This window comes from Pseudomonas sp. F01002 (genome assembly GCF_004402115.1).
Classification (GTDB): domain Bacteria; phylum Pseudomonadota; class Gammaproteobacteria; order Pseudomonadales; family Pseudomonadaceae; genus Aquipseudomonas; species Aquipseudomonas frigoris.
On the sequence record NZ_SOPU01000018.1, the window covers coordinates 20110 to 33262 of the forward strand.

Annotated in this window: 11 protein-coding genes; 1 reads left to right on the forward strand and 10 read right to left on the reverse strand. The window is 60.9% G+C overall.

Going from position 1 to position 13153, the window contains the following annotated elements; translation table 11 throughout:
• Nucleotides 1-46 precede the first annotated feature (46 nt).
• The 9 genes from E3W21_RS13850 to E3W21_RS13905 all read right to left on the reverse strand — a co-directional run bounded on the left by E3W21_RS13850 (nt 47) and on the right by E3W21_RS13905 (nt 11221).
• The gene (locus tag E3W21_RS13850) at nt 47-865 is read right to left on the reverse strand and encodes a phosphoglycolate phosphatase (protein ID WP_134420426.1); all 819 of its coding nucleotides are present in this window, start codon (nt 863-865) and stop codon (nt 47-49) included.
• Complete coding sequence (gene rpe, locus E3W21_RS13855) at nt 862-1536, reverse strand: ribulose-phosphate 3-epimerase (RefSeq protein ID WP_008027088.1); 675 nt, start codon at nt 1534-1536, stop codon at nt 862-864. Before rpe ends, E3W21_RS13850 begins: the two co-directional genes overlap by 4 nt.
• A gap of 347 nt (nt 1537-1883) precedes the next feature.
• On the reverse strand, nt 1884-3032 hold the full coding sequence (locus E3W21_RS13860; RefSeq protein WP_134420428.1) for an iron-containing alcohol dehydrogenase: 1149 nt from the start codon (nt 3030-3032) through the stop codon (nt 1884-1886).
• 228 nt (nt 3033-3260) lie between these two features.
• Nucleotides 3261-4085: an ABC transporter permease gene (locus tag E3W21_RS13870; RefSeq protein ID WP_056741317.1), complete on the reverse strand. Its 825-nt coding sequence runs from the start codon at nt 4083-4085 to the stop codon at nt 3261-3263.
• A gap of 12 nt (nt 4086-4097) precedes the next feature.
• Complete coding sequence (locus E3W21_RS13875; RefSeq protein WP_134420430.1) at nt 4098-5345, reverse strand: ABC transporter permease; 1248 nt, start codon at nt 5343-5345, stop codon at nt 4098-4100.
• 169 nt (nt 5346-5514) lie between these two features.
• Nucleotides 5515-6558: an ABC transporter substrate-binding protein gene (locus tag E3W21_RS13885; RefSeq protein ID WP_056741315.1), complete on the reverse strand. Its 1044-nt coding sequence runs from the start codon at nt 6556-6558 to the stop codon at nt 5515-5517.
• A gap of 50 nt (nt 6559-6608) precedes the next feature.
• A complete protein-coding gene (locus tag E3W21_RS13890) occupies nt 6609-7733 on the reverse strand; it encodes an ABC transporter ATP-binding protein (RefSeq protein ID WP_129440716.1) in 1125 nt (374 codons plus the stop codon).
• A 344-nt stretch (nt 7734-8077) separates the two neighbouring features.
• Entirely contained in the window at nt 8078-8731 is a 654-nt protein-coding gene (locus tag E3W21_RS13900) for a response regulator transcription factor (protein ID WP_178082239.1), read from the reverse strand.
• Nucleotides 8732-8824: 93 nt separating this feature from the next.
• Nucleotides 8825-11221, reverse strand: a complete 2397-nt coding sequence (locus E3W21_RS13905) for a PAS domain S-box protein (protein WP_134420434.1) — start codon at nt 11219-11221, stop codon at nt 8825-8827.
• Between the two features lie 73 nt (nt 11222-11294).
• On the opposite strand from E3W21_RS13905, the gene E3W21_RS13910 reads away from it, so the two are divergent.
• Nucleotides 11295-12284 carry an alpha/beta hydrolase family protein gene (locus E3W21_RS13910; RefSeq protein WP_134420436.1) on the forward strand — a complete coding sequence of 330 codons (990 nt, stop codon included), beginning with the start codon at nt 11295-11297 and terminating at the stop codon, nt 12282-12284.
• A 100-nt stretch (nt 12285-12384) separates the two neighbouring features.
• On the opposite strand, the gene E3W21_RS13915 is transcribed toward E3W21_RS13910, so the two are convergent.
• Complete coding sequence (locus E3W21_RS13915; protein WP_134420438.1) at nt 12385-13152, reverse strand: TerB family tellurite resistance protein; 768 nt, start codon at nt 13150-13152, stop codon at nt 12385-12387.
• Nucleotide 13153: the final 1 nt, after the last annotated feature.

The following is a 13153-nucleotide window of genomic DNA, read 5'->3' on the forward strand; positions in this document are numbered from 1 at the left end:
TAACAGTCAGGTATGCAAACGCGCCGGTATGCCGGCCAGGAACAAGTCAGGCGCGCCAACGCCAGCGGGCCAGGGCCTTGATGACTTTCATCCAGAGTTTGCGAGTGACCACCACGATGGCGTTTCCAGAAGGGGGTTGAACAGCGTCGGGCAACGTTATCTCAGCGGCCGGATCCAGGCAACCGGGAATTAACTTGCGCAGATCGTCGATCACCAGCGCCGGCGACTCTTCGGCAATCGGCCGGCCGTGGTTATAGCCATAACTGAGCGCCACGCATTTGACCCCCGCCGCTTTCGCCGCCAGCACGTCGCTACGCGAATCGCCGACGAACAAGGATTGCGACGCCGGGATGTTGGTCATTTTCATCACGAAAAACAGCGCTGCCGGGTCCGGCTTTTTCTGAGGCAGGGTGTCGCCGCCGATGATCAAGCGGAAGTAACGACCGATTTTCATCTGATCCAGCAGCGGCGCGACGAAGCGCTCCGGCTTGTTGGTGATCAGCGCCATCTCGACACCCTGCTTGTGCAGCCATTTCAGGGTGTCGCGCACGCCGGGGTAAACCACCGTCAGCTCGTGACCGTCCTCGTAAAAGCCGTTGAACAGCTCCAGGGCATGCTCGGCCTCGACCTCATCGACACCCTCGGCGTCGATGTGGTTGGCCAAGGCCCGGCGTACCAGCGTGTGCACGCCGTTGCCCACCCAATCACGCACCGATTCGATGCCGGCAGGTTGACGCCCGAGTTTGAGCAGCATGTTATCCACAGCCGCTGCGAGGTCGGGGACCGAATCGACCAGAGTGCCATCCAGATCGAACATCACCAGCCGCGGCAGAGACCCCGGGAACAGCTGCTCAAAGCCACTCATGGACGGGCCAGCGCCAGTTCGGAGCGCATCTTTTCAATCACCTCTTGGTAGTTCGGCGCATTGAAGATCGCCGAGCCGGCGACGAAGGTGTCAGCGCCAGCAGCGGCGATTTCACGAATGTTATTCACGTTCACGCCGCCGTCGATTTCCAGGCGGATGTCACGGCCGGAAGCATCGATCAGTGCCCGCGCTTCACGCAGCTTGTCGAGGGTGCCGGGGATGAACTTCTGCCCGCCGAAGCCCGGGTTGACGCTCATCAGCAGGATCATGTCGACCTTGTCCATCACGTACTTGAGCACGTCCAGCGGGGTCGCCGGGTTGAACACCAGGCCCGACTTGCAGCCACCTTCGCGGATCAGTTGCAGGGAGCGGTCGACGTGCTGCGAGGCTTCCGGGTGAAAAGTGATGTAGGTCGCGCCGGCTTCGATGAAGTCACCGACGATGCGGTCCACCGGGCTGACCATCAGGTGCGCGTCGATCGGCGCGGTCACGCCGTACTTGCGCAGTGCGGCACACACCATCGGGCCGATGGTCAGGTTCGGCACGTAGTGGTTGTCCATGACGTCGAAGTGCACGAAGTCGGCGCCAGCGGCCAGGACGTTGTCCACTTCTTCACCCAGGCGGGCGAAGTCGGCGGAGAGAATCGACGGAGCAATTACGAAGGGCTGCATGACGCACCTTTTTTGAGCAGAATCACGATGGCGCGCATTGTATACCTCATGCTTTGACCCGCGCACCGTGGCCGCGATGATTGGGCCTGCCATCCATTATTTTCTGTGTCGCGTTGTCGTCTGAAAGCGGGCCAGGCAAGGCGCAGTCCGCCGGTAATGGTTGTTCCCTTGCCAAGGACTGCAACGCAGCCTGGCCCGCTTTCAGACACAACCCGAAGGGCCGGGCCTGCTGTTGCGCAGGGCTGCGTTGCTCGGTGCTTATTTGGAATGACCAAACCACGCTCCTCGCGCCTTGCCCTGCGCAACAGCAGACCCGGCGCGGCACAGAAAATAATGGATGGCAGGCCCTAGTAAGCCGCTCGGTAGATCTTCTCGATATCGACGGCACTCAATTTGCGCGGATTGTTGCGCATCAGGCGCTCAATTCCCGCCGCTTCGACGGCCATGGCCGGGATGGCGTCTTCGGGAACGCCGAAGCTGCGCAGTCCCGGCGGGATTTCCACCGCAGCGCACAACTCGGTCATCGCCTCTACGGCCTTGTCCGCCGCGTCATTGGCGCTCAGATGAGCGGTCTTCACCCCCATGGCCTCGGCGATATCTTGCATGCGCTCCACGCAGGCCATTTTGTTCCAGGTCATGACATACGGCAGCAGCAAGGCGTTGCTGACGCCATGGGCAATGTTGAAACGGCCGCCCAGCGGATACGCCAGCGCGTGCACCGCGCCGACCCCGGCATTACCAAACGCCATGCCGGCCATCAGGCTGGCGGTAGCCATGTCTTCGCGGGCCTGGAGATTGGACGGATTGGCGTAAGCCTTGGGCAGCGCCTTGGCGATGAGCTTGATGGCGCCGATGGCCAGCGCGTCGGTAATCGGTGAAGCGTTCAATGACAGATAGGATTCGATGGCGTGCACCAGTGCATCGACGCCACTGGCGGCAGTGACACTGCGTGGACAGGTCAGGGTCATTTGCGGGCTGACCAGCGCCACGTCCGGTAATAGATAGTCGCTGACGATGCCTTTCTTCAGCTGCGCGACCTTGTCGGAGAGGATCGCCACGTTAGTAACTTCCGAGCCGGTGCCCGCGGTGGTCGGAATGGCGATCAGCGGCGGGCCTTTGCGCGGCACCTGATCGATGCCGAACAGATCCTCCAGCGTCCCGTGATAACCGGCGTAGGCCGCGACACTTTTAGCGATGTCGATGGCACTGCCGCCGCCCAGGCCGATCAGTCCGTCGTGCCCGCCTTCGCGGTAGACCCGCATGCAGTCTTCGACGATGGCGATTTCCGGGTCTGGCAGCACACGGTCGAAAATTTCGTAGGCTCTATCGCCCAGCTGCGCCAGCGCCAGCTCGACCGTGCCGGACTTGACCAGTGCGGCGTCGGTGACGATCAGCGGGTTGTCGATGTCCAGGCGTGTCAGCTCAGCCGCCAGCTGCTCGATGGCACCTGCGCCGGTGATCAGTTTGTGAGCGATTTTGAAAGAGGAAAGACTCATGTGCGCAGCCTCTTATAGATAGGGGAGCTGGGCACAAGAGTAGCTGGGGATTGGGGTTTGTCTGCTATTCAGGCCATGAATGACCATGACACAGTGAAGATCCAATGTGGGAGCGGCGGTGCGACGATTAGACTTGCTCGCGAATGCGGAGTGACATTCACAATAGATGTCGACTGATCCACCGCTTTCGTGAGCAAGCCCGCTCCCACATTTTGACCGCGTGAAGCTTCAGACCTGGGCGGTACGCAGTTTTTCGCTACGGCCGCGCAGCCATTCCAGGGTCAGCAGCAGGATCACCGAGAAGGCAATCAACAGCGTTGCAGCCGCCGCGATGGTCGGGCTGAGGTTTTCGCGGATGCCGCTGAACATCTGCCGTGGCAGGGTCGCTTGTTCAGGACCTGCGAGGAACAGCGTCACCACCACTTCATCGAACGAAGTGGCGAAGGCAAACAGCGCACCGGAAATCACGCCAGGCGCAATCAGCGGCAAGGTCACTCGACGGAACGCCGTCAGCGGCGAAGCACCCAGGCTCGCCGCAGCACGCACCAGATTCTGATTGAACCCCTGCAACGTCGCCGACACCGTGATGATCACAAACGGCACACCCAATACGGCGTGCACGACGATCAGCGAGATATAGCTGTTACCAAATCCCAGCGGGGCAAAGGTCAGGTAACTGGCCACACCAATGATCACTACCGGTACCACCATCGGCGAAATCACCAGCGCCATCACCAGCGGCTTGCCGGGGAAGTCGCCCCGCGTCAGGCCGATGGCCGCCAGCGTACCGAAGATCATCGCCAACACCGTCGCCGCCGGAGCAACGATGATGCTGTTCTTCAGCGAACGCATCCACTCGGCCGAAGCGAAGAAATCCTGGTACCAGTGCAGCGAAAAGCCTTGCAACGGGTACACCAGAAAACTCCCGGAGTTGAACGACAGCGGAATAATCACCAGCACCGGCAGAATCAGGAACAACAGAACCAGCCCGCAGAGAATGCGCAAGCTGTAGAACCACACCCGCTCAATGGGCGACATATAAGGACTCAGCATTTCGTTCTCCCCTTAGCTCAGGCGCAGGCGACTGGCGCCCACCAGCCAGCTGTAAATCAGATAAAGCACCACGGTCGCCAACAGCAGCAGCCCACCGAGTGCGGTCGCCATGCCCCAGTTGATGCTGGTGTTGGTGTAGAAGGCGACGAAGTAGCTGACCATCTGATCGTTCGGGCTGCCCAGCAAGGCCGGGGTGATGTAGTAGCCGATGGCGAGGATGAACACCAACAGGCAACCGGCGCCGACACCGGCATAGGTCTGCGGGAAGTACACCCGCCAGAAACTGGCGAACGGGTGGCAGCCGAGGGAAATCGCGGCCCGCATGTAAGTCGGCGAGATGCCTTTCATCACGCTGTAGATCGGCAGAATCATGAACGGCAGCAGGATGTGCACCATGGAGATGTAAACCCCGGTGCGGTTGAACACCAGCTCCAGCGGTTTATCGATGATGCCCATCGCCATGAGGCCGCTGTTGATCAAGCCACCCGATTGCAGCAACACGATCCACGCGGCGACCCGCACCAGGATCGAAGTCCAGAACGGCAGCAGCACCAGAATCATCAGCAGGTTGCTTTGCCGTGACGGCAGGTTCGCCAGCAGGTAGGCCAACGGATAAGCCAGCAGCAGGCAGATCACGGTGATGATCAGCCCCATCCAGAACGTCCGGGCGAAGATGTCGAGGTAGATCGCCTGATCGGGCGTGGCCGGGGCGACTTCGCCGAGGTCGTCGATACGGTGATCGACTGCCGCCAGCAAGTAATAAGGCGTGATGCTGCTGGTGTTGCGGCGCACGGCTTGCCAGTAGGCCGGGTCGCCCCAGCGCTCGTCGAGACCTTCCAGCGCTTCTTTATAGGAGGCCGGTTCGGTGGCGAACGGTAAGGCACGTGCGGTTTTGGTCAGCAGGCTGCGGTAGCCGGCCAACTCCATGTTCAAGCGCTTGGACAAATCGCCCAGGGTCTGATTCTTGCGGGCTTCAGCGAGGTCTTCGCTGGCTGCCTTGTAAACCGGTTCAGCGGGCAGGCCTCGGCCATCCCAACTGGCGATAGCCGCCACGGTGCGCGGCATGCCGCCGACCACTTCCGGGTTACCGACACTTTTGTAGAGCAGCGCCACGATGGGCACCAGAAACACCAGCAACAGAAACAACACCAATGGCGCGATCAAGGCCTGGGCTTTCCAGCGGTTGATCCGCTCGGCGTGCTTGAGCCGCTGCTTCAAGGTGGGGTCAGTGCCCGCGTTCAGGGGAATGGCGGTGGCCATGGCGTACTCCGGAAATCTTTGATCGTTGCAGAGGCATACAAACAACCTGTGGGAGCGAGCTTGCTCGCGATGGGGGCATTACATTCAACATCAATGTTGACTGACCCACTGCTATCGCGAGCAAGCTCGCTCCCACAAGGATTGCGGTGTTCAAACCACAGGGTATTGCTTACTTCGCAGCCCAGGAATTGAAGCGCTGTTCCAGTTGCTCACCGTTGTCAGCCCAGAAGCTGACGTCGATCTGCACCTGGTTGGCGATGTTTTCCGGGGTGGTCGGCATGTCTTTGAGGACATCCTTTGCCAGCAACGGTACGGCTTGGGTGTTGGCCGGGCCGTAGGCGATGTTTTCCGAGTAGGTCTTCTGCTGCTGCGGCTGCACCGAGAACGCGATGAATTTCTTCGCCGCTTCAGCACGTGCTTTATCCAAACCTTTTGGAATGGCCCATGCGTCAAAGTCGTAGATACCGCCGTTCCACACGACTTTCAGGTTGCTTTCTTTCTGCACGGCAGCGATCCGGCCGTTGTAGGCCGAGCTCATAACCACGTCACCGGAAGCGAGATACTGCGGCGGCTGTGCGCCGGCTTCCCACCACTGGATGCTTGGCTTGAGCTCATCGAGTTTCTTGAACGCGCGGTCCTGGCCATCTTTGCCGGCCAGCACTTTGTAGACGTCTTTCGGCGCAACGCCGTCGGCCATCAGAGCGAATTCCAGGGTGTACTTGGCGCCTTTGCGCAGGCCACGTTTGCCCGGGAATTTCTTGGTGTCCCAGAAATCCACCCAGCTGGTCGGTGCGGAAGCCAGTTTGTCGGCGTTGTAGGCCAGCACGGTCGACCACACGAAGAAGCCCACGCCGCATGGCTGGATGGCGCCTTTGACGTAGTCTTCGGACTTGCCGAACAACTTCGGATCAAGCTGCTCGAACATGTCTTCGTCGCAACCACGGGACAGTTCTGGCGATTCAACTTCTACCAGGTCCCAGGACACGCTTTTGGTGTCGACCATGGCTTTGACCTTGGCCATCTCGCCGTTGTACTCGCCCGCCACGATCTTGCCGTTACCTGCCGCTTCCCACGGTGCGTAGAAGGCTTTGACCTGCGCCGCCTTGTTCGCCCCGCCAAAGGACACCACGGTCAGGTCCGGGCCCGCCGCCATTGCGTGTGCCGCGCCGATCATGCCCATGACCAAAGCGGTGAATTTCAGGGATCTCAACATTTATTGTTCTCTCCACGTGCAGGGTTGGTGTTGTTGAAGCAGGGGGGCGATCAATGCGCCTCTAGAAGTGGGTCGAGCGCGCGAACGTGTTCGACCTGCCAGCCAAGCGGTACCACGTCGCCGACGGCCAGCGCGGGATCGAGCTCGGCAATCGGTTGTTTCACAAAAAAATCAGTCTTGCCGCAGACTTCCAGGCGAACCCGGACGTGGTCGCCCAGATAGATGAATTCCGCCACCCGCCCGGAGAAGCGGTTGACGCAGGACTCGCTGGAGCCGTTGAGGCTGACGCGTTCCGGGCGAATCGACAGCGTGACGGGTTCGCCGGTCTTGCCGACGTTGACCGCCAGCGCTTCAACCTTTTCACCACGACCGAGTTCGACGATGCAGCGGTCGCCGGTCTGGCTGTGCAAGCGGCCATTGAGGCGGTTGTTCTCGCCAATGAAGTTGGCGACGAAGGTGTTTTTCGGCTCTTCGTACAAAGTGCGCGGCGGCGCGATCTGCTGAATCTCGCCCTGGTGGAACACGGCAACGCGGTCGGACATGGTCAGGGCTTCGCCCTGGTCGTGGGTCACGTAGACTACGGTCACGCCGAGGCGCTGGTGCAGGTGCTTGATTTCCATCTGCATGTGTTCACGCAGTTGTTTGTCGAGTGCACCGAGGGGCTCGTCCATCAGCACCAGTTGCGGTTCGAACACCAAGGCGCGGGCCAGGGCCACACGCTGCTGCTGACCGCCGGACAGTTGTGCCGGATAACGCTGGGCGAAGGTGTCGAGCTGAACCATGCTCAGGACTTTTTTGACCTTGTCGCTGACATCGCTCTTGTTCAGACCGCGCACGGTCAGCGGGAATGCCAGGTTCTCGGCGACCGTCATGTGCGGGAACAACGCGTAGTTCTGGAACACCATGCCGATGTCGCGTTTGTGTGGCGGCACGTTGTTGATGGAACGCCCGGCCAGCTGGATTTCGCCAGCGGTCGGCGTTTCGAAACCGGCGAGCATCATCAGGCTGGTGGTCTTGCCGGAGCCGGAGGGCCCGAGCAAAGTGAGGAATTCGCCTTTGCGAATATCCAGGTTGAGGTCTTTGACGATCAGGTTCTCGCCGTCGTAGCTTTTTTGCACTCCACGAAAGCTGACCAGAATGTCATTGGCCCCTGCGCTTGAATCGACCTGGCTCATACCCACACCTTTGTTGTTGATGACTGCTGTGGACTAAGCCTAGTGGACGCTGCCGACCACGCAAATCGGGGCGCAGGAGAGAATCGCCTCAGCGGGATGGAAGGTTGGGGGTAGGGATTGCCCTACAAGGATGGCGGGGATGGATAGGGGCAGCGGCAATCTTGAAGCTGCAAGCCGCAAGAACGGGCAAAAGCGGCTTTAAAGGTATGTCGCAAATGGATACGTGGACGCGGTCATGTAGGAGCTGCCGAAGGCTGCGATCTTTTGGCGCCCTCACTATCGCTGTAGAGCACGATCAAAAGATCGCAGCCTTCGGCAGCTCCTACACGGGATCGCGTGCAGCATCAGAGCAGTTTGTGCTCCATGGCGTACTTCACCAGTTCCGCCAGGGAGGTGATGTTGAGTTTCTGCATCAGCCGCGCCTTGTGGGTGCTGATGGTTTTGCTGCTCAAGGCCAGTTGCTGGGCGATGTCGTTGACGTTGGCGCCCTGGGCCAGGCGTTCGAATACCGAGAATTCGCGCTCGGACAGCAACGAGTGCAACGGCCGCGAATCGGTCAGGCCGACTTCAAAGACCATGCGGTCGGCCAGGTCCGGGTCGATGTAGCGCCCGCCCGCCGCGACCTTGCGGATCGCCGTCAGCAGCAGCGCCGGATCGCTATCCTTCGTCGCATAACCCGCAGCGCCGACCTTCAACGCACGGGCGGCCATTTGCGCTTCGTCGTGCATCGACAACACCAGAATCGCCGGCGGATTGTTCAGCGCACGAATCCTTGGAATCGCCTCCAGACCGTTAACCCCGGGCATGGAGATGTCCAGCAAGACCACTTCGCAGGGAACATGGCGCAAGGTCTCGAGCAACTGCTCGCCATTGCTCGCCTCCCCTACCACCAGCAAATCCTTGGCGAGGCCGATCAATTGCTTGATGCCTTCGCGGACGATGGTGTGGTCTTCGGCTACCAGTACACGGATCACGTTCTTCTCCAGATTCAAGATCATTCGCGAGCAAGCCCACTCCCACATTTGGAATGCGTTCCCCCTGTGGGAAGCGGGCTTGCTCGCGAAGACGTCAGCACAGACACCACAAATGCTTCAGGCTTCATCCAGCGGCACTCGCACGCTCAGGGTCGTGCCTTCACCTGGTTCACTCTCAAGCGACAACTGCCCGCCCATGATCAACACTCGCTCGCGCATGCCGACCACCCCGAAGGATGTTGACCTACCGGTGGCGGGGACAAATCCTACGCCATCATCGCTGACGGTCAGACACAACTCGTCGCCTTCCAGCGCCAATGTCAGTTCGACAGTATGCGCCTGGGCATGGCGCATGACATTGGTCAGCGCTTCCTGAAGGATCCGGAACAGGCCAATCGCCTTGGCATCACTGAGCACCGGCAGATTCTCCGGCACCTGCACCAGACACGGAATCTGCGTGCGCGCCTCGAATCGGCGGGCCTGCCACTCGATGGCCGAGGCAATCCCGGCGTCGAGAATCGGCGGCCGCAGCGCCGTGGCGACATCGCGAACCAGTTGGAACAGCTGAGCGATCAAGCGCTTCATGCTGTTCAAACGTTCGTTCAGACCGGGGTCGAGCTGCGCGTAGGCCAGTTCGCACATGGAAGTTTCCAGCTTCAGCACGGTGAGCATCTGACCCAGTTCGTCGTGAACTTCCCGGGCGATGCGGGCCTTTTCCTCTTCCCGCACGCTCTCCAGGTGCGCGGACAACTCACGCAGCTGCTCGCGAGAGCTGGCCAGTTCCAGTTCGATGCGTTTGCTTTCGCTGATGTCCCAGACGATCCCGTCCCAGACATAGGCGCCGTCTTCGAGTCGGCGGGTGATGGCTTTGATTTCGGCCCAGCGCTGTTCGCCGGATCGGGTGAGAATCCGTCCCTGCCACGACCAGTCACTGTCGGTATCCAGCGCATGGTCCTGGGTTTGGTGATAACTGGCCTTGTCGTCCGGGTGCACCAGGCTGCGCAGGCCTTTGTCGCGATGGGCCAGGGTGACCGGTGAGTAACCCACCAGGCTCTCGCTGCCTTCACTGATGTAGGCAAAGTCGATCTGCCCCGTCACCGGTGCCCGCTCCAGACGAAAGACCAGTCCTGGAACGTTGGCGGCGATCCCTTGCAGCCGCGCCTCGCTTTCCTGCAACGCGGCCAATGCACGACGGCGCTCGGTGACATCATTGAGGTAAACCACCAGGTATTCGCCGTCGCGAAACCGCAAAAAGCTCAGCGAAACATCCACCGGCAGATTGCTGCCATCCGCCCGTATGCAGTTGGTTTCGAAACTTTGCGGACCTTCCTCGCTGGCCCGGGCGCGTTTCCACAGGTTCAGCCAGCGGTCCATGTGCAAGCCGGGTTCGAAGTCGATCAGCGGCCGATCAATGATCCCGCCCGCCGGATAACCCAGCATGGTTTCGGCCGCGCGATTGGCGTAGCGCACATGGCTGTCCCAGTTCACCCAAAGGATGCCGACGGTGCTCTGGTCGATGGAAAACTGCGTGAGGCGCAAGGCTTCTTCGCTGGCGGCACGCAGGGCAATGTCCTCGCGCGCTGCCCGCAAACGATGCTCAAGACTGTGCTGCTGCCGACGCTGCCAGAACACGATGGCCATGCTGCTCAGCATCAGCACCGCCAACAACAGACTGAGGTTTTGCCAGAACCCAGGGGACTCGGTCAGGCGCGGGTATTTGGGTTGCAGCCATTGGTTGTGCAGCTGCTCCAGGTCCTTGGCCGGGATCGCCCGCAAGGCGCTTTCGACGATGCCGGCCAGCTCCGGCCAGTCCCGGCGTGTGGCCACCCGCAACAGTTGCGGCAGACCGATATCACCGACCACCACCAGCCCGGCGAACTCAGGTTCGGCGGACAAACGCCCCAGCTGCGCTTCGTCGACCACGGCGTAACTGGCCTGCTGACTCAGTAACAGTTGCAGTGCCTGGCGCTCGATCGGTACGCCTTGAAGGTTCAGGTGCGGGTAATTGCTGCGCAGGTAATCGGCGGTGGCGCCGGGCATGCGCACGGCGACGCGGGTCTGGCTGTCGAGTTTTTCCAGCTCCACCACGCCGGTGCTTTTCTGGTCGCTGACCACCAGTTGCGGCACCCGCATATACGGGTCGGAAAACTGCCAGAGCCGCAGGCCACCGGGGGTTTGGGTCAGCCCCGGAGCGATGTCGATTTCACCCTCGCGCGCTGCGTCTTCCAGCTGCGCCAGGTCGGGAAAGTTGCGCCAGCTCAGCTCGACTTTGAGCGCCTTGGCCAGCCACTTCATCAGCTCGACATTGACCCCGGACAAACGCTGCAAGCGGCGATCGTATTGGGCGTAGGGCACTTGCAACACCAGCCCCACGCGCAATTCGCCATGTTGCGCCAGCCATTGCTGCTGGCCCGCGGACAACTGCGCGACGTGCACCGGTGGCGCGGGAGCCGCCCAGCCCATCAAGGGAAACCACAAACAGCCGATAACCCACAGGCAGCGAAAACGCATCATCGAAGTCTCACACACTGACAAATACTGACCAACCCATTAGGCTGCCGGAATAACTTCTGGCCTGGAATATCCGATGCCCCCTGTCTACCGCCTGGCACTGCCAGCATTGTGCCTGTCGCTGATCCTGCCTTGCGCCTTTTCTGTCGAGGCTGCCACCCCGGTACCTGCCACTACGGAAACACCCGCCGAAGAAAAACCGGTCGAGCGCCAGCCGCTGCTTGAGCGTAGTCAGGAAGAAACGAACGCACTTGAGCGACAGATCCCTGCTCAGGAACAGCAGCAACTGCAAGCGGGCAGCGACACGTTTCTGGCCTTGTGGAAACCGGCCAATACCGCCGAACCCAAAGGCGCGGTGATTATCATCCCGGGCGCCGGCGAAACCGTTGACTGGCCGCAAGCAATAGGTCCATTGCGACGTAAATTGCCGGACGCCGAGTGGAGCAGCCTGAGTATCACCTTGCCGGACCTGCAAAGCGATGCCATTGCGCCGCGTATCGCAGAAGTGGCACCCACACCAAAAGCCCCGGACACCGGCAGCAAAGACTCGACCACCGCCGCGCCCATCGAACAAGCGGCGGGCGGTGAAGCGGAGGTTGCGGACAAGGCGATCGCCGAAACCACCGAGGAACAGGCCAAAGCCGACGCTGAACGAATCTTCGCCCGCATCGACGCCGCCATTGCCTACGCCGAACAGCAAAGCGCTCGCAGCATTGTCGTGCTGGGGCATGGCACTGGCGCTTACTGGGCCGCGCGCTACCTGAGCGAGAAGCAGCCCTCGCAGGTGGAGAAGTTTGTGATGGTCGCCGCTCAGATGCCGGTGAAAGCCAAACCAGAGCTGGCCGAACTGACTCCGACCCTGAAGCTGCCCACCGCAGACATCTTCTATATGGACAAGCCGCTGGATCGCAACCTGGCGCTGGAACGCTTGCAAGCCAGCAAACGGTTGAAGACTTCGGGGTTCAGTCAGGTCTCGCTCAAGGCTCTGCCGGGTAATTCCAAGGCTGAGCAAGAGCAACTGTTCCGTCGGGTGCGGGGCTGGTTGAACCCACCGAACGCGAATTAAGCAAAAGCAAAAGATCGCAGCCTGCGGCAGCTCCTACACCGGGTTATGCGTACACCTGTAGGAGCTGCCGCAGGCTGCGATCTTTTGATCTTCCGGGCCACTACCGAAAATCCCGCCGCTCGCGAATCAATGTGTAGGCGCTATGCAGTTCGCGAGTCTTGTCAGTGGCTTCGCGCACCTGCAGCGCCGTCGCACCGCTGCCGGCAATCTTGTCCGGGTGATGGCGACTCAGCAGGCGTCGGTAGGCGTGCTTGATCTGCGCCGGCTCGGTGGTCGCCGAAACGCCCAAAAGCCGCAGAGCATCTTGATAGGTCAGCGCGCTGCTGGCCTGTGCAAACTTGTGCTGCTCGTAATCAGCCGCCAGAGCCTGCACCTGTTGTGACGTCCAGCCCAGCCATTTACCCCACTGCCTGATCAGCGCTCGTTCTGCACTGCCGGCGCGGCCATCAGCCCAGATCATCCGCCAACAGGCGCGCAAGACGCCTTCGGCGGCATGGGGTTGATGACTCAAGCGGCGCAGGTAACCGCGCAACCGTTCATCTCCCGACTTGCCGCGATTAAACGCGGCAATTGCCCGGCGCTGGGCCGACTCGGTCATGTCCAGCGAGCGCATTTCCTGACGGGCCTGCTGGATGTGGCCTTCCACCACCCGTCCATCGCTCTTGGCCAGCCGTCCCAACAACACAAACAGCAGTTCATCATTGCGCAGCACCGAGCGGCCACCGAGCTTTTCTCGCAAATGCGCCCAGCTCTGTAAGTGCAAGTGCCGGTCCAGCGCCTGCCCCAACAAGGCGCCAAGCATGGCCCCCGGAATGCTGGCGATGAAAAAGCCCGCCCCGGCTCCAATCAGAGTCCCTGGCCACAGCATG

What these genes read in the sequence shown, in the direction of transcription:
- E3W21_RS13850 (WP_134420426.1), bottom strand. Translation starts at nt 865, where the DNA reads ATGAGTGGCTTTGAGCAGCTGTTCCCGGGGTCTCTGCCGCGGCTGGTG.
- rpe (WP_008027088.1), bottom strand. Translation starts at nt 1,536, where the DNA reads ATGCAGCCCTTCGTAATTGCTCCGTCGATTCTCTCCGCCGACTTCGCC.
- E3W21_RS13860 (WP_134420428.1), bottom strand. Translation starts at nt 3,032, where the DNA reads ATGAGTCTTTCCTCTTTCAAAATCGCTCACAAACTGATCACCGGCGCA.
- E3W21_RS13870 (WP_056741317.1), bottom strand. Translation starts at nt 4,085, where the DNA reads ATGCTGAGTCCTTATATGTCGCCCATTGAGCGGGTGTGGTTCTACAGC.
- E3W21_RS13875 (WP_134420430.1), bottom strand. Translation starts at nt 5,345, where the DNA reads ATGGCCACCGCCATTCCCCTGAACGCGGGCACTGACCCCACCTTGAAG.
- E3W21_RS13885 (WP_056741315.1), bottom strand. Translation starts at nt 6,558, where the DNA reads ATGTTGAGATCCCTGAAATTCACCGCTTTGGTCATGGGCATGATCGGC.
- E3W21_RS13890 (WP_129440716.1), bottom strand. Translation starts at nt 7,733, where the DNA reads ATGAGCCAGGTCGATTCAAGCGCAGGGGCCAATGACATTCTGGTCAGC.
- E3W21_RS13900 (WP_178082239.1), bottom strand. Translation starts at nt 8,731, where the DNA reads ATGATCTTGAATCTGGAGAAGAACGTGATCCGTGTACTGGTAGCCGAA.
- E3W21_RS13905 (WP_134420434.1), bottom strand. Translation starts at nt 11,221, where the DNA reads ATGATGCGTTTTCGCTGCCTGTGGGTTATCGGCTGTTTGTGGTTTCCC.
- E3W21_RS13910 (WP_134420436.1), top strand. Translation starts at nt 11,295, where the DNA reads ATGCCCCCTGTCTACCGCCTGGCACTGCCAGCATTGTGCCTGTCGCTG.
- E3W21_RS13915 (WP_134420438.1), bottom strand. Translation starts at nt 13,152, where the DNA reads ATGCTGTGGCCAGGGACTCTGATTGGAGCCGGGGCGGGCTTTTTCATC.